We start from the raw sequence: 15,693 nt of genomic DNA on the forward strand, positions 1-15,693 counted from the left end.
ATGTCCTTGCCGGATATCGAGCCGGTCAGCCGGGAATCGACCGCCGGGATCATCGCGCGCCAGCTGCGGGACGCGATCATGACCGGCGCCCTCCCTCCCGGCACCCAGCTCGGTGAAACCGACCTGGCCTCCCGGTTCCAAGTCTCGCGGGGGCCGCTGCGAGAGGCGATGCAGCATCTCGTCTCCGAGGGGCTCCTGCGCAGCGAGCGCCACCGCGGCCTGTTCGTGATCGACCTCGAACCCGGCGACGTCTACGACATCTACTCGGCACGCTCGGCCATCGAGCGCGCCGCGATGCTGCGAGCCCTGCGCGGTGACCGGGAGAAGGTCGCCACCGAACTCGAACAGGCCGTGGGCGCCATGGCCGTCGCCGCCGACGACGACGATCCGACCGCGCTCTCCTGGGCTGACCTCCGTTTCCACGAGGCGCTGATCGCCGCTTCCGGCAGCAAGCGGCTCGTCCGTATGGCCCGGACACTGCTGATCGAGACCCGGATGTGCCTCACCGCACTGCAGGGGACCTATCAGCGAGTCGAAGAGCGGGTCACCGAGCACACGCGGATCATCGAGGCTCTGCGCGCGGGCGACGAAGAGACCGCGCTTTCGCTGCTGGAAGCCCACATGGAGGACGCGGTGCAACGGCTGGCCCCGGGGACAAGCCTGCGAGAGGGCGAAGCTCCCGCGGTGCCTTAGGAATTCAGCCACGACCCCGCGCCCCCAGCACCGGCTGCCCGCCCGTCCCGCCGCGAAAATCCCTGTCCCACGGCCAATTGCCGTGCTCGTCCTCGTAAACCAGTTGTAGGGCACGGAAGTCGGCTCCGTACAAGAGGACGGCGGTGAGCAGGTGCGCCGACGGCGAGCTCAGCGGAACGACCTCGAGCGCGGGCCATCCCAGCGCCGCGGGCAGCACCTCACCGGAATCCGGCGGCCCCGACCGGACCACCTGCTGGGCGAAATAGTTCAGCAGCTGCCCCGATCTTCGCTCCCGCAAGCCGGTGACGACGAGCTCCGGCAGCCCGGCGTCGGTGAGCCCGACCGTATACGCGAAGCCCGGTTGAGCGGCTCCCCGCTCGACGGTCTGCACCATCCAGCCGTACTTCCGGATCAGCGGGCGGACCTCCTCGGTGAGGTAGTCGTCGCGAGTCTTCCCGGGGTTGTCGCAATGCCAGCACATCGGCGCTCCTCCAGTCGTCGAATCCGATGATCGACACCGTGCACCGGGGCACCGACAAAAACTCGCGACTCGGGTGAGTGCCCGTGCGACGCGGAGGCCTTTCCGTCTTGGTTTTCCGTTGCGAGGCAGAGAACTTCGCGAATTTTGGCGTTCTGGCCGACTTGAATCTCCCAGGCAAAGGTGTCGCGTTCGAGCGCGGTGCCCGTCACCGGCCCCACCCCCGCCCGACGGCCACTGCTCCCAATGTCACATTGGAGACGCTGAGCGTCTCCAATGTGACATTGGGGGCATCGGTCCCGCAGCGTGGAGCAACGTCTCGACCGACCTGAGCCCCGGGCTGCCATCACGACACCTTTGCCTTACCTCCCGATAAGTACGTGAAGGCCCCCTTCACTGCGCCTAGCGCAAGGAAGGGGGCCTTCACGTACTTCACATCGCGTCGCTCAGGCGAGCGAATCACCCCGTGATGTCATGAACGGACCGTTCATGACATCACGGACTTGACACGCCTCTATGCGGATGGTTCAAGATAGAGCGGCGACCACCGCGGACCCGAGTTCGGCGGTGGTGGACTTACCGCCGAGGTCAGGGGTTTGCACGGTCCCCTCCTCGAGAACCTTCTCCACCGCAGCGTGAACGTCTTGTGCCGCAGCGGTTTCCCCGAGATGGTCGAGCAGCATCGCACCCGCCAGGATCTGCGCCACCGGATTCGCGATGCCCTGTCCGGCGATGTCGGGAGCGCTGCCGTGCACCGCTTCGAACATGGAAGGGAACTCGCCGGTTGGATTGATGTTGCCCGAAGGCGCCATTCCGAGCCCGCCCGTCACGGCCGCCGCCAGGTCGCTCAGAATGTCGCCGAAGAGATTGGAAGCGACCACGACGTCGAGCCGGTCCGGTGCTTGGACCATCCGCGCGGCGAGCGCGTCGACATGGCACTGTTCGGCTCGCACGTCCGGATAGTCCGAAGCGATTTCGAAGAAGATCTCGTCCCAGAACGGCATCGAGTGAATGAGCCCGTTGGATTTCGTGGCCGAGCAAACCCGGCCCGTCCGCGTCTTCGCCAGCTCGAAGGCGTAGCGGATGATCCGCTCCACCCCGACCCGCGTGAACACGGATTCCTGCAAGACGAACTCGTTCGGCAGACCACGGTTGTGTCTGCCGCCGATCTCCGAGTATTCACCCTCGGAGTTCTCCCGGACGATCACCATCTCCAGCTCTTCTGCGCTCCGGCCCGCCAGCGCCGACGTCGTCCCCGGCAGCAACCGGACCGGCCGGAGGTTGACGTACTGGGTGAACGCGCGCCGCACCGGAATGAGGAGGCCCCACAACGACACATGATCCGGGACACCCGGGAAACCGACAGCGCCGAGGAAGATCCCGTCGAACCGGGAAAGCTGCTCGATGCCGTCGTCCGGCATCATCGCGCCGGTTTTGGTGTACCGCTCACAACTCCAGTCGAATTCCTTCCAGGACAAGGAGAAACCGTGTGACTCCGCCGCACGGTCGAGCACCTTGCGGGCCTCGATCGTGACATCGACGCCGATCCCGTCGCCGGGGATGCTGGCGATCCGATAGGAGTTCCCCGCTTGAGAGGTCACCGCTCGAGAAATCACAGAGCCACCGCGATGTACTTGGTCTCGAGGAACTCGTCGATGCCGACGGTGCCGCCTTCACGGCCGAGTCCGGACTGCTTGATCCCGCCGAACGGCGCCGCCGGGTTCGAGACCAAGCCCTGGTTGAGGCCGATCATGCCGGCTTCCAACCGTTCCGAAACCCGCAACGCCCGTTTGAGATCGGAGGTGTACACATAGGAAACCAGACCGAATTCGGTGTCGTTCGCCGCCGCGATGGCCTCGTCCTCGCTGTCGAACGCGGTGATCGGGGCGACCGGCCCGAAGATCTCTTCCGAGGCGAGCCTGGCGTCCTTGGGCACGTCGGTGAGCACCGTGGCCTGATAGAAGTTACCTGGACCGTCCACAGTAGACCCGCCGGTGAGGACGCGTGCTCCTCGCCCGGTGGCGTCGGAGACCAGGCTGCTCACCTTCTCGACGGCGGCTTTGTCGATGAGCGGGCCGACGACGACACCTTCCTCGGTGCCTCGCCCCATGGGCAGGGCCTCCATGCGCTCGGTGAGGCGCCGGGAGAACTCGTCGACGATGCCTCGCTGGACGTAGAAGCGGTTGGCGGCCGTGCAGGCCTCACCGATGTTGCGCATCTTCGCGGTCATCGCGCCGTCGATCGCCGCGTCGAGGTCGGCGTCTTCGAAGACCAGGAAGGGGGCGTTGCCGCCGAGTTCCATCGAGGTGCGGAGCACCTTGTCCGCGCACTGTTCCAGCAGCTTCCGCCCGACACCGGTCGAGCCGGTGAAGGACAGCTTCCGGGCACGGCCGTCCCGGATCAGCGGCTCCATCACGCCGCCGGAGTCCGACGTCGTGAGCACGTTCAGCACGCCTTCCGGCAATCCCGCTTCGGCGAGGATCGCCGCGAGGGCCAGCATCGAAAGGGGGGTCTGAGCAGCGGGCTTGATGATCATCGTGCAGCCTGCCGCGACCGCGGGCCCGATCTTGCGGGTGCCCATCGCCATGGGGAAGTTCCACGGCGTGATCAGCAGGCACGGTCCGACGGGCTGCTTCGTCACCAGGAACCGGCCCGCCCCGTTGGGCGCGACGGCGTAGCCACCGTCGATCCGGACGGCCTCCTCCGCGAACCAGCGGAAGAACTCGGCCGCGTAGGTGATCTCGCCCTTGGACTCCGCGAGCGGCTTGCCCATCTCGAGGGTCATCAGCAGCGCGAGTTCGTCGGCGCGCTTGATGAGCAGGTCGTACGCGCGGCGCAGGATCTCGCCGCGTTCGCGCGGGGCGACGGTCGCCCAGTCGGCCTGCGCGGCGACGGCGGCGTCGAGGGCGCTGACGCCGTCCGCCGGTGACGCGTCGGCCACCTCGCACAGGGCTTCGCCTGTCGAGGGGTCGAGAACGGGGAAGGTCTTCCCGCCCGCGGCGGGCACCCACTTGCCGCCGATGAACAGTTCCTTGTCGACCGCCTTGACTACGCCGGCCTCACTGATCGAGCTCATCCCAACGCTCCTCCATGTTGTCCCGAACGCCATGCTATGGATATTGTCAACAATCGACAACAGCTCAGCCGACCTAGGAGCGCAGCCCATGGCCCAGCTATCACCGCTGCTCAAGCAGGCAACGCCGGTCGTGGTCGACCACGGTGAAGGGGTGTACCTCTACGACACCGATGGCAAACGTCACCTGGACTTCACCGCCGGTATCGGCGTGACCAGCACCGGCCACTGTCACCCGCACGTGGTGAGCGCCGCGCGGGAGCAGATCGGCAAACTCATCCACGGGCAGTACACGACGGTCATGCACAAGCCGATGCTGGAACTGACCGAGAAGCTGGGCGGCGTCCTCCCGGAAGGACTGAATTCCCTCTTCTACTCGAACTCGGGCAGCGAGGCGGTCGAAGCGGCGCTCCGGCTGTCGAGGCAGGCGACCAAGCGGCCCAACGTCATCGTCTTCCAGGGCGGCTTCCACGGCCGGACCGTCGCGGCGGCGACCATGACGACGTCGGGGACCCGGTTCAGCGCCGGGATCTCGCCGCTCATGTCCGGTGTGCACGTCGCACCCTTCCCCTACGCGTTCCACTACGGCTGGGACGAGGAGACCGCGACGAAGTTCGCCCTCCGCGAGCTCGACTACCTGTTCGCGACGGTCTGCGCGCCGAACGAGACGGCCGCGTTCTTCATCGAGCCGGTGCTCGGCGAAGGCGGCTACGTCCCGGCGAACCCCGAGTTCCTGGCCGGGCTGCGGGAGCGCGCCGACAGGCACGGGATCCTGCTGGTGATGGACGAGATCCAGACCGGCTTCGGCCGGACGGGCAAGTTCTGGGGGCACGACCACTTCGGGGTGAGCCCGGACATCGTGCTCATCGCGAAGGGACTCGCCAGCGGGTTCCCGATCTCGGGCATCGCCGCGTCGGAAGAGTTGATGGCGAAGGCGCTCCCCGGTTCGCAGGGCGGGACTTACGGCGGAAACGCGGTGGCCTGTGCGGCGGCGGTGGCCACGCTCGAAGTGATCGAGCGGGAGGGCCTGGTCGAGAACGCCGCCGAACGCGGACGCCAGCTGCTCGAAGGCGTGCGGGTGATCGCGGACAAGTCGCCGTCGATCGGCGACGTCCGCGGGCTGGGGCTGCTGGTCGGTTCCGAGTTCACCACGCCGGACGGCGAGCCGGACACCGCGAAGGCACAGGCGGCCCAGAAAGCCGCTTCCGCCAACGGGTTGCTGTTGTTGACCTGTGGGGCGTACATGAACGTCGTCCGGATGGTTCCGCCGCTGGTCGTCGACACCGAACAGGTCGACGAAGCGCTGCGGATCTGGGGTGACGTCGTGGCGGGGGTCGAGTGATGGCCCGCTACATCACGATCACCCTCGACAAGCGCGGGGTGTCCTGCCGCGCCCGGCTGCTCGACGCCGAAGCCCCTCGGACCTGCCGCGCGGTGTGGGACGCGTTGCCGCAGAGCGGTTCGGCCTACCACGCGAAGTACGCGCGCAACGAGGTCTACACCCTCGTTCCGCCGTTCGCCGAACCGAAGCCGGGCCGCGAAAACCCCACGGTGACCCCGATTCCGGGGGATGTCGTGTACTTCGGGTTCGAGGCGTGGGAGATCGGCAACCCGGCGTACGGCTACGACGAAGACAGTGAGGCCCACAGCGACCAGGGCGCGACGGATCTCGCGATCTTCTACGGCCGCAACAACCTGCTGATCAACGGCGACGCGGGCTGGGTGCCCGGCAACGTGTTCGCGACGATCGAAGAGGGGCTGGCCGAGATGGCCGAAGCGGCGCAAGACCTTTGGCTGCGAGGTGTCGAGGGCGAGACGCTTTCGTTCGCACGCGCGTGAAAAACCCGTGGGCGACGAGGGTTCCCCACCCTCGCCGCCCACGGGCCGGCACCCCTCCCTGGCTTACTGCCGTTCGGCCGCGAGCCGGTATTCGACGCCACCGACCTCTTCGCCGCGCTGGTCGACCTGGGTCACGTGGACGGTGTACTGCCCACCGGCCGCCTCGGCACCGGCGGTGAAGCTCAGCCGTGCGTCGATCTGTTCTCCCGCCTTGAACGCCAGCCCGCTGATCCGGGCCCGCTGCGGGTTCACGATGGCCAGTTCGGTCTCGCCGACCCGTTCGATGCCCTCACCCTTCGCGCCGCCTGCCCGCCACCGCGCGGCGAGGTCGGGGCCGAGGTCGATGGTGATCCGTCCGGGGCCGGTGAACGGCTTGCCGGGCTGGGTGAAGACGATGTCACCGACCGCCGTGGGGTCGGGACCGTGCCAGCCGAACACGATCGGCCGGATCACCGGCACCTTGATCTTGAACGGGACCGCGTTCACGTTGTGCCAGGCGATGTTGTTGTTCTTCCGTGTGTTGAGGGAAGTGCTGACACCTTCCGTCGGCAGGTCGGTCGGCGAGAGCCACCGGGCCAGCAGGCAGAAGTGCGAGCCGATCGGGACCTTCCACGGGATGACGACCGTCTTGGTGCCGTAGGGCACGTCCACGTCGAGCTTCGAGCCGATGTAGTTCCACTGGTTCGGCCACTGGGCCACGGTGCCCTGCTTGGTGTACCAGACCTGCAGGTTTCCCTTCTCGTATGCGTCACCGTACGGGCCGGGGCGGTTCAGCGTGACGTGGATGAAGGCGTTGCCACCCTGGACGATCGGGTCATCGGTGGCGCAGAGGACCGTCGCCGAGAAACACACCCGGATGTCGGGGCTGGAGTAGAGCGAGCCGGACGAGTCCTCGTAACCGTAATCGGATCCGTTGTCCCGGATGAAGACGTCACTGCGTGCCTCCGGTGCGGCCTGCACCGCCGGTGCCACACCTGCGAACAAGGTCGCGACGGCCACTGCGGCCGCGGCGATCAAGGTTCGACGGCGTCGCGGGTTCCTGCTGATCATGTTTCCCTCCTTGGGCGAAACATTCGACCCGTTGACCGTCGGTCAGGCCGGTTGTGGAGGGGTTGTAGAGATCGTGTGCCCTAATTGGCCGATTTCGGTGAGTCTCCGCCCGGATACGCTCACCGAGATCACATGCCGGAGGGAGCAGCGTGCCCGGGCCAGGGGAATTACGGGTGCTGGGCGCGGTCGAAGCGATCGGCCCCACCGGGCGGGCGGAGTTGCACGGCGCCCGCCAGCGAGCCGTACTCGGCGTGCTCGCGCTGCACGCGGGCTCGGTGGTCCCGATCCCCCGGCTGGTCGACGTGCTCTGGGGTGAGGATCCGCCCCGCACCGCGGTGAAGACCCTGCACAGCCACGTCGCCAGGATCCGGCAGGCGCTGGAGGACTGTGGCTTCCCGCCGGTCCTGCTGACCCGCAAACCCGGGTACGTCCTGACGGTCGCACCGTCCTCAGTCGACGCTCTCCGCTTCGAAGAAGAGCTTCGTGCCGCCAAACGGAGCAACCCCGGCCAGGCGGTGGCGGCCTTGCGCGAGGCGTTGCGGCTCTGGCGCGGCGAAGCCTTCGCGGACGCCGAACTAGACGGCTGGGGGCCGCGCGAGGTCGAGCGGCTCCAGGAATTGCGGCTGTCCGCCTGGGAAGAACTCTGGGACGCCGAGCTCGAACTCGGGGAACACGAGGAGGTCCTCCGGGAACTTCCGCGGCTGCGGGCCGGGCAGCCGTACCGCGAACGGCTCGCCGCGCTGCACATGCTCGCCTTGCACCGCTGCGGAAGGCACGCCGAAGCCTTGGAGACGTTCCAGGCCGTACGCCGGGGACTGGCCGACGAGTTCGGTGTCGACCCCGGCCCGGAACTGGTCGAACTGCATACCGCGATCCTGCGCCGCGCGCCCGAACTCGACGCGCCCGCGCGGGGTACGGCACCCGCGCAACTCCCCGCCCGTGTCGGGCACTTCACCGGACGGCAGCAGGAACTCGCCTCTTTGGACCTGCTCCTCGAAGAACCCGAGCCGCCGGTCGTGGTCATCTCCGGTGCGGCCGGGATGGGCAAGTCCGCGCTCGCCGTGCAGTGGGCGCACCGCATCGCGGACCGCTTCCCCGACGGCCAGCTCTTCCTCGACCTCGCCGGGCACGACCCGCACGAAGCGGTGTCACCGGGCGACGCGCTCGCCCATCTGTCGCGCGGGCTCGGCCTCCCCGACGACCGGCTGCCCGACGCGACGGCCGAACGCGCGGCGCTCTACCGCTCGCTGCTGCACGGCAGGCGTTGCCTGATCGTCGCCGACAACGCGGGCAGCGTCGACCAGATCCTTCCGCTCGTTCCGGGGACGACGAAAGCGATGCTGATCGTGACCAGCAGGCAGACCCTGGCCGCGCTCGGCAGCAGGCACGCCGTCCGCGTGTTCGCTCTCGACGCGCTGGCCGACCCGGAATCGATGGCCCTGCTCACCCGGGTGCTGGGCGCCGATCGGGTCAGCCGCGAACCCGGGCAGGCGGCGCGGCTGGCGCGGCTCTGCGACGGGATGCCGCTGGCACTGCGGATCGCCGCCGCGCGCCTGACCGGTGAACCGAACCGTCCGATCGCGGAGCTCACCCGCGAGCTCACCGGCGTCGGACGACTGGAAACCCTTGCGGTGCAAGGTGATTCCCGGACCGTCAAAACCGTCCTCGCGAGCGCCTACCTGCCGTTGGACCACGCCGCGGCACAACTGTTCCGGCTGTCGGGAACGACTCCGGGGACGTCGTTCAGCTCGGCGCTCGGGAGCGCGCTGTGCGGGGTGCCCGCCGAAGCGGGCCGGACCGCGGTCGCCGCGCTGTCCGCCGCGCATCTGATCACCCCGGCGGGCCCGGATCGCTATCGCCTCCACGATCTGATCCGCGAATTCGCCGTCGCGTGCGCCCGCGCCGACGAGACGACGGCGAGCCGCGCCGAGGCGGCGGACCGGCTGATCGACTGGTACCTGCACGTCGCCGCGGAGGCGAACCGGATCATCGACCCGAACCGCGATCTGGTCACCCCGGCACTGCGTCACCCTCCCCCGGAGCGGCCGTTCCCGGCCGAAAGACGTGCGGCGCTCGCCTTCCTGGGCGCAGAACGAGCGAATCTGCTGCCGGTGGTGCGGTTCGCGCGTGAACACGGCCGCAACACCGCCGCCTGGCAGCTCACCTACCTGCTCACCAGCTTCTACGACACCACCGGTGGCTGGAACGAGCGGATCGGGCTCTGCCGTGAGGGGGCGGCCGCGGCCGCCGAACTCGACGATCCCTTGGCCGAGGCGGAAATGCTGCGCGCGCTGGGCGCGGCCTACTTCATGACCCGCAGGCTCACCGACGCGCTCGAAACCAACGCCCGCGCGTTGAAGGCCGCCCGTGCGGCGGGTGATCTCGAAGGCGAAGGCCATATCTACAACAACACCGCCAATGCCTACGCCGCCTTGCGCCGGTTCGACGAGGCGATCACCGCGTATCAGCTGGCGGTGGAGCGGTGCACGTCGGTGGGCAACCGGCTCGGGCGAGCGCTGTCGCAGCGCAACCTCGGTCACGCCTACATCCGCCGCGGCCAGCCGATGGACGGTCTCAGCCCGCTGACGGCCGCGCTGGAAACGTTCCGTGAACTGGGCAACGCCCGGCTGGAGGCCGCCACGCTGGACACGCTCGGCGAGGCCTACGAGGAACTCGGCGATCACGAAGTCGCGCTGGAGCATCTCGGCAAGGCGCTGGCGGCGTCGCGGGCGATCGGCGACCGGTGGCAGGAGTGGGAATCGCTGCTGCACGCCGGCCAGGTCCATCTCGCCCGCCGCGACTACCCGGCCGCCCGCGACGATTTCGACCAGGCGCTGCTGATCAGCCGGGACGTCGGGAACCGGCACAGTGAGGCGGCGGCGCTCGACCGGCTCGGCCGCGCCCACCTGGGGCTCGGCGACCTGGTCGCGGCGCGGGAGAACCTCGAGCGCGGCCTCGCGGTCCGGGCGGGGGTCCCGGATCCGTACGAGGAGGCTCACCTGCACCGCGACCTCGGTGACCTCGAAGCGAGGTGCGGCGACACGGCCGCCGCGGCCGCCCACTGGGCTCGAGCGATCGAGCTGTACCGGCGGGCGAACGCGACGGCCGACGCCGACCTCGTCACCGGGCGGGGGTGATCACCACGGTCGAGGTCGCGTACACGAGCCTGCCCTGCGACGGCTCGAAGAACTCGACCCGCGCCTTCCCCGGTTGACCGGGCAGGAGCGTGAATTCGGCGTATCCCCTCGTCTCACCGCGCTGGAAGGTGACGACACCGTCCTTCACCGGGACGTGGCCGGAGCCCTCGGTGCGATAGCGGACCGTGAGCGGCCCGGCCCACGGCCGGGAGAGCACGAGCGGGACCTTGCAGGTGGTTCCCTGCGAGAAGTTGGGCGGGATCGACCAGCAGATCTCACCCTCCTGGGTCGTCCCCACCGGCGACGTCTTGGCCGCGTCGTCGTCGGCCACCCAGGCGACGCCGACGCTGTGCCCGATCCGCAGGCCCTTCTCGCCGTAGAGCCGGAGGGAGAACATTTCGTCGTTCTCGACGAGTGAATCGGCGCGGACCTTGACCGCGACGGTCTGCGGATCCGTCCTCCCGGACCAGGTCAGCGTGCCGGTGACCGGCTGGTAGTCGACGCCCTCCTTGGCGGTGAACGCCGGATCGACCGGCGAGCCGTTGCCCTCGATCGTCCGGTAGTCGACCGAGCCTTGCGGCGCGCAGCCGCCGTCGTCGAGGGAAACGGTGAAGAGAAGGGTGGTGTACCCGGCGCTCGTTCCCTCGGCCTGGCTGACGCCGCTGACGTTCACCACGGGTGCCGTACAGCCCGCTTCCCCGCCTTCGGCCACCGGTGCCGCGAACCCGAACGTGATCGCGAACGCCGCCCCCAGCGTCGCGATCCGTTTCATCCTTGGTCCCATCGAGCGTCCACCCCTTCCGGCGGGCCGCCGCGGCCCGTTGCGACATGGGTAACGGAGTGAGGTTGTCGTGAGGTTGTGGCGACCGGACGGCAAACATGAAAATGATTCATGGCCATCGCCGCCCGCGACGTACTACGCTTCGGTAACCAGGCAAAGACGCGTGAGGAAGGGCAGTCGATGGGCGATGTTGCGGCACGGTTCGCCGAGATCGTCGGGGACACGAATTTGCTGGCAGGCGAAGCGATCCCCGAGGACTACGCACACGACGAGGCATTGACCACCTCTCCGCGGCAGCCCGCCTTCCTGGCGAAACCGGGGACCGCCGAGGAGGTCGCGGAGCTGCTCAAGGCTGCGGGTGAACACGGTGTGCCGGTCACCGCGAGAGGATCGGGCACCGGGCTTTCGGGCGGTGCCACACCGCGCGAAGACAGTCTGGTGATCTCTTTCGAACGCATGAACGCGGTACTGGAGATCGACACGGAGAACCACGTCGCCGTCGTCCAGCCGGGTGTCACGTTGTCCGATTTGGACGAAAAGACCACGGCGGCCGGACTCGGCTACACCGTTTACCCCGGCGAACTGAGCGCGAGCGTCGGCGGCAACGTCGGCACGAACGCGGGCGGGATGCGCGCGGTCAAGTACGGCGTCACGCGGCACAACGTCGTGGGCCTGCAGGCCGTGCTGCCGACCGGCGAGATCATCCGGACCGGCGGCAAGACCTCGAAGGTGTCGACCGGGTACGACCTGACCCAGCTGATCATCGGCTCGGAAGGCACCCTCGCGATCGCGACCGAGGTCATCGTGAAGCTGTACCCGCGCCTGCCGCACGGTGCCACGGTGTTCGCCCCGTTCGAGACCTTCGACGAGGTGATGACCGTCGTCCCGAAGATCATCTCCAGCGGGCTCGCGCCGCACATCCTCGAATACATCGACAACCTGACGCTCGCCGCGATCAGCTACAACGAGAAGCTCAGCCTCGGCGTTCCGGACGCCATCCGTGACTCCGCGCAGGCGTATCTCGTGGTGGCGCTGGAAAACCGCGACAACGACCGGCTGCACGCCGACATCGAAGAGCTCGGCGGGCTGCTGGCCGACGTCGGGGCGATGGACGTCTACGTGCTCGAGGGCAATTCGGCGCGCAAGCTCATCGAGGCCCGCGAGAAGGCGTTCTGGACAGCCAAGGCGGCCGGGGCCGACGACGTCATCGACGTGGTGGTCCCGAGGTCCGCGATGCCCGAGTTCCTGCGCAGGGCCAGGGAAATGGCGCTGTCGCGCGAGGCGGGCGCACTCGGCTGCGGGCACGCCGGCGACGGCAACGTCCACCTCGCCATCTTCTGCAAGGACCCCGAGAAGCGGAAGCAACTGCTGACCGACATCTTCGCGCTCGGCATGGAACTCGGCGGCGCGATCTCCGGCGAGCACGGCCTCGGGCAGGCCAAGTCCGGCTACTTCCTCGACCTGGAGGACCCGGCGAAGATCGCGCTGATGCGCCGGATCAAGGAAAGCTTCGACCCGGCCGGGATCCTCAACCCCGGTGTTCTTTTCGCTGAGAGGGCTTGAAAGTGAGTGAAATGAACGGCGCCCAGTCCCTGATCCGCACGCTCGTCGACAGTGGCGTCGATGTGTGCTTTTCGAATCCGGGCACCTCGGAGATGCACTTCGTGGCCGCGCTCGACACCGTGCCCGAGATGCGCGGCGTGCTCGGCCTGTTCGAAGGCGTCGTCACCGGCGCCGCGGACGGGTACGCGCGCATCGCCGACAAACCGGCCGCGACGCTGCTGCACCTCGGCCCCGGCCTCGGCAACGGGCTGGCGAACCTGCACAACGCGCGCCGCGCGCACACCCCGATCGTCAACGTGATCGGCGATCACGCGACCTACCACAAGCAGTACGACGCCCCGCTCGAATCGGACATCGAAGCCGTCGCCGGTTCCCTCGAAGGCTGGGTCCGCCGCTCCGAGCACACGAAGGACGTCGGCGCCGACGCCGCCGCGGCCGTCGCGGCCTCGCAGGACGCCCCCGGGCAGATCGCGACCCTGATCCTCCCGGCCGACGCGTCGTGGGGTGAGGGCGGCGAACCGGTCGCACCCATCCCTCCGCGGATCCCGCAGGCCGTCGACGCGACGACGGTGAAGAACATCGCCGAGATCCTGGCGAGCGGTGAACCGGTCGCGCTGCTCGTCGGCGGCAGCGGCTGCCGCGAGGCCGGACTGCTCGCGACCAGCAGGATCGCCACCGCGACCGGGGTGAAGGCGTTCGTCGAGACGTTCCCCTCCCGGCTCGAGCGCGGCGAAGGCCTGCCGACGATCGAGCGGCTGGGCTACCTCGCCGAGCAGGTCGCGTACCAGCTCGACGGGATCAAGCACGTGATCGTCGCCGGGACGAAGGCGCCGGTGTCGTTCTTCGCCTATCCCGGCAAGGCGAGCAACCTGGTGCCCGAAGGCGCGCAGGTCCATGTGCTCGCCGAAGTCGGGCAGGACGTCCCGCGCGCGTTGAACGACGTCGCGGCCTTGGTCGCCGCCGAGACGGAGCCGGTGCTGCAGGAAGCCGCCCGGCCCGCACTGCCGTCCGGACCGCTGACGCCGCAGAACTGGGTCGAGGTGATCGGCGCGCTGCTGCCGGAGCGCGCGATCATCGCGGACGAGGCGAACACCTCCGGCCTGCTGCTGCCCGCCGCCACCGCCGGTGCGCCGCGGCACGACGTGCTGACCCTGACCGGTGGAGCGATCGGCTACGGCATGCCCGTCGCGACCGGGGCGGCCGTCGCCGCGCCGGACCGTCCGGTGATCAACCTGCAGTCCGACGGCAGCGCGCTGTACACGATTTCGGCGTTGTGGACGCAGGCGCGGGAGAACCTCAACGTCACCACGGTCCTGCTGAACAACCGCGCGTACGCGATCCTGCGGCTGGAGTTGCAGCGCGTCGGCGCTGACGCCAGCGGTCCCAAGGCGAACGAACTGCTCGACCTTTCGCGGCCGGACATGGACTTCGTCAAGATCGCCGAGGGCCTGGGTGTCCCGGCGACCCGGGCGACGACCGCGGAGGAGCTGGCCGAGCAGTTCCAGCGCGCGCTCGCCGAGCCGGGGCCGCACCTGATCGACGCGATCGTTCCGACCCTGTTCTGAGGGTGTGCAAGGAAAGTCCCCTTCATGGCGAAATTCGCCATGAAGGGGACTTTCCTTGCAAATTGGGGCTAGTGGACCGAGGCGACCAGCGGTTCGGGTTGGCGTTGCTTCGGGACGAAGGCGGTCAAGGCGAGACCCAGGAGCGCGGCACCGGCGGCGACCGCGAAGCTCAGCCGGAACCCGGTCGCGGACGGAACGGAAACCCCGCCGACGGTGATCGCCAGCGACGCGAGCATGGTCGCCATCACCGCGCTGGACGTCGACGTGCCGACGGATCGCATCAGCGAGTTCAAGCCGTTCGCGGACGCGGTTTCGGTGACCGGGACCGAGCCCATGATCAGCGCGGGCATGGCCGCGTAGGCGATGCCGACGCCGCCACCGATGATGATCGACGCCGTGATCAGCTCGAAAGCGTTGTCCATCAACACGGTCGCGAAGATGTACCCGATCGCGATGGTGACGGCGCCGGTCATCAGCGTCGTCCGCGGGCCGTAGCGCTCGATGAGCCGGGCCGAAACCGGCGAAAGCATGAACATGACCAGCCCGTTCGGCGCCAGGCAGAGCCCTGCCTGCACCATCGTCAAGCCGAGGCCGTAGCCGGTCGAGGCGGGCGCCTGCAGCAACTGCGGGAACGACAACGCCATCGAGTACAGCGCGAACCCGATCATGATCGACGCGAGGTTGGTGAACAGCACCGGACGCCGCGCGGAGACCCGCAGGTCCACCAGCGGATCGCGGCGCCGCAGCTGATAGGCGCCCCAGACCAGCAGGATCGCGACCGCGGTTCCGGCGAAGCCGAGCGTGCGGCCGCTGCCCCAGCCCCATTCGCCGCCCTTGACGATCGGCAGTAGCAGGCAGACCAGCCCGGCTGTCAGCCCCAGAGCGCCGAGGTAGTCGAACGGCGCGGGTGTCTTCACCGGCGACTCCGGCACCACGAACAGGATCAGCAGGCCACAGACGAGCCCGAGCCCCGCCGACGCCCAGAAGAGGACGTGCCAGTCCGCGTTCTGCGCGACCAGCGCCGATACGGGAAGCCCGATGGCGCCGCCGACGCCCAGCGTCGAACTCATCACCGAGATCGCCGCGCCGACGCGTTCGGGGGCGAGTTCGTCGCGCATGATGCTGATCCCCAGCGGGATCGCGCCCATCGCGCAGCCCTGCAGCCCACGGCCGACGACCATCAGCGCGAGCGAGCTGGTCAGCGCGGAGACCACCGAACCGGCGACCAGGAAGCCCAGGCTGATCAGCAGCAACCGGCGTTTGCCGTAGAGATCGCCGAGCCTTCCGCTCACCGGCATCACCACGGCACCGGCGACCAGGGTCACCGTCACCACCCACGACGCGTCGGACGGGGTCGCGTTGAGCAGCCGGGGAAACGACGGGATCAGCGGGACGACGAGCGTCTGCATGAACGAGGCCACCAGCCCGCAGGTGGCGAGCACGACGACGAAGACCCGGGGCGAAGGTGCCCGGCCGGCCGGTTTCACCATTCGCATCCCATGATCCGACCTTAC

General features: G+C 68.7%; 12 protein-coding genes. 6 read left to right on the plus strand and 6 right to left on the minus strand.

Annotated elements, in window-relative coordinates:
• Nucleotides 1-693 (plus strand): GntR family transcriptional regulator, encoded by a 693-nt coding sequence (locus ACLJRM_RS04515; protein ID WP_101610340.1) that lies wholly within the window; start codon nt 1-3, stop codon nt 691-693.
• Between the two features lie 4 nt (nt 694-697).
• Here ACLJRM_RS04515 and ACLJRM_RS04520 read toward each other — a convergent pair whose 3' ends face one another.
• The 3 genes from ACLJRM_RS04520 to ACLJRM_RS04530 form a co-directional block, all read right to left on the minus strand.
• The gene (locus ACLJRM_RS04520; protein ID WP_101610341.1) at nt 698-1,174 is read right to left on the minus strand and encodes a DUF4262 domain-containing protein; all 477 of its coding nucleotides are present in this window, start codon (nt 1,172-1,174) and stop codon (nt 698-700) included.
• 524 nt (nt 1,175-1,698) lie between these two features.
• Nucleotides 1,699-2,772: a tartrate dehydrogenase gene (locus ACLJRM_RS04525; RefSeq protein WP_410662365.1), complete on the minus strand. Its 1,074-nt coding sequence runs from the start codon at nt 2,770-2,772 to the stop codon at nt 1,699-1,701.
• A gap of 11 nt (nt 2,773-2,783) precedes the next feature.
• Nucleotides 2,784-4,247, minus strand: a complete 1,464-nt coding sequence (locus ACLJRM_RS04530; RefSeq protein WP_101610343.1) for an NAD-dependent succinate-semialdehyde dehydrogenase — start codon at nt 4,245-4,247, stop codon at nt 2,784-2,786.
• An 88-nt stretch (nt 4,248-4,335) separates the two neighbouring features.
• On the opposite strand from ACLJRM_RS04530, the gene ACLJRM_RS04535 reads away from it, so the two are divergent.
• On the plus strand, nt 4,336-5,586 hold the full coding sequence (locus ACLJRM_RS04535) for an aspartate aminotransferase family protein (RefSeq protein WP_101610344.1): 1,251 nt from the start codon (nt 4,336-4,338) through the stop codon (nt 5,584-5,586).
• The gene (locus tag ACLJRM_RS04540; protein ID WP_038508763.1) at nt 5,586-6,083 is read left to right on the plus strand and encodes a DUF3830 family protein; all 498 of its coding nucleotides are present in this window, start codon (nt 5,586-5,588) and stop codon (nt 6,081-6,083) included. The genes ACLJRM_RS04535 and ACLJRM_RS04540 overlap by 1 nt, the downstream gene beginning before the upstream one ends.
• A 63-nt stretch (nt 6,084-6,146) precedes the next feature.
• Here the strand turns inward: ACLJRM_RS04540 and ACLJRM_RS04545 are convergent, their stop codons facing one another.
• Nucleotides 6,147-7,133 (minus strand): hypothetical protein, encoded by a 987-nt coding sequence (locus ACLJRM_RS04545; RefSeq protein WP_101610345.1) that lies wholly within the window; start codon nt 7,131-7,133, stop codon nt 6,147-6,149.
• 173 nt (nt 7,134-7,306) lie between these two features.
• Between ACLJRM_RS04545 and ACLJRM_RS04550 the strand changes: the two genes are divergently transcribed.
• On the plus strand, nt 7,307-10,270 hold the full coding sequence (locus tag ACLJRM_RS04550; protein ID WP_410662442.1) for a BTAD domain-containing putative transcriptional regulator: 2,964 nt from the start codon (nt 7,307-7,309) through the stop codon (nt 10,268-10,270).
• Here the strand turns inward: ACLJRM_RS04550 and ACLJRM_RS04555 are convergent.
• Nucleotides 10,254-11,042, minus strand: coding sequence for a Calx-beta domain-containing protein (locus ACLJRM_RS04555; RefSeq protein ID WP_101610347.1), 789 nt, complete (start codon nt 11,040-11,042; stop codon nt 10,254-10,256). The two genes, ACLJRM_RS04550 and ACLJRM_RS04555, sit on opposite strands and share 17 nt — an antisense overlap.
• 189 nt (nt 11,043-11,231) lie before the next feature.
• Between ACLJRM_RS04555 and ACLJRM_RS04560 the strand changes: the two genes are divergently transcribed.
• Nucleotides 11,232-12,614, plus strand: a complete 1,383-nt coding sequence (locus ACLJRM_RS04560) for an FAD-binding oxidoreductase (protein ID WP_101613485.1) — start codon at nt 11,232-11,234, stop codon at nt 12,612-12,614.
• A gap of 11 nt (nt 12,615-12,625) precedes the next feature.
• On the plus strand, nt 12,626-14,179 hold the full coding sequence (locus tag ACLJRM_RS04565; RefSeq protein WP_410662366.1) for an acetolactate synthase large subunit: 1,554 nt from the start codon (nt 12,626-12,628) through the stop codon (nt 14,177-14,179).
• Nucleotides 14,180-14,247: 68 nt separating this feature from the next.
• On the opposite strand, the gene ACLJRM_RS04570 is transcribed toward ACLJRM_RS04565, so the two are convergent.
• A complete protein-coding gene (locus ACLJRM_RS04570) occupies nt 14,248-15,675 on the minus strand; it encodes an MFS transporter (protein WP_101610349.1) in 1,428 nt (475 codons plus the stop codon).
• Between the last annotated feature and the right edge of the window lie 18 nt (nt 15,676-15,693).

Source organism: Amycolatopsis sp. lyj-84, assembly GCF_046549075.1.
In the GTDB taxonomy this organism is placed as follows: domain Bacteria; phylum Actinomycetota; class Actinomycetes; order Mycobacteriales; family Pseudonocardiaceae; genus Amycolatopsis.

Excerpts from the sequence above, each read along its gene's own strand:
- ACLJRM_RS04545 (WP_101610345.1), bottom strand. The coding sequence starts at position 7,133 with ATGATCAGCAGGAACCCGCGACGCCGTCGAACCTTGATCGCCGCGGCC.
- ACLJRM_RS04555 (WP_101610347.1), bottom strand. The coding sequence starts at position 11,042 with ATGAAACGGATCGCGACGCTGGGGGCGGCGTTCGCGATCACGTTCGGG.
- ACLJRM_RS04530 (WP_101610343.1), bottom strand. The coding sequence starts at position 4,247 with ATGAGCTCGATCAGTGAGGCCGGCGTAGTCAAGGCGGTCGACAAGGAA.
- ACLJRM_RS04570 (WP_101610349.1), bottom strand. The coding sequence starts at position 15,675 with ATGCGAATGGTGAAACCGGCCGGCCGGGCACCTTCGCCCCGGGTCTTC.
- ACLJRM_RS04535 (WP_101610344.1), top strand. The coding sequence starts at position 4,336 with ATGGCCCAGCTATCACCGCTGCTCAAGCAGGCAACGCCGGTCGTGGTC.
- ACLJRM_RS04515 (WP_101610340.1), top strand. The coding sequence starts at position 1 with ATGTCCTTGCCGGATATCGAGCCGGTCAGCCGGGAATCGACCGCCGGG.
- ACLJRM_RS04540 (WP_038508763.1), top strand. The coding sequence starts at position 5,586 with ATGGCCCGCTACATCACGATCACCCTCGACAAGCGCGGGGTGTCCTGC.
- ACLJRM_RS04520 (WP_101610341.1), bottom strand. The coding sequence starts at position 1,174 with ATGTGCTGGCATTGCGACAACCCCGGGAAGACTCGCGACGACTACCTC.
- ACLJRM_RS04560 (WP_101613485.1), top strand. The coding sequence starts at position 11,232 with ATGGGCGATGTTGCGGCACGGTTCGCCGAGATCGTCGGGGACACGAAT.
- ACLJRM_RS04565 (WP_410662366.1), top strand. The coding sequence starts at position 12,626 with ATGAACGGCGCCCAGTCCCTGATCCGCACGCTCGTCGACAGTGGCGTC.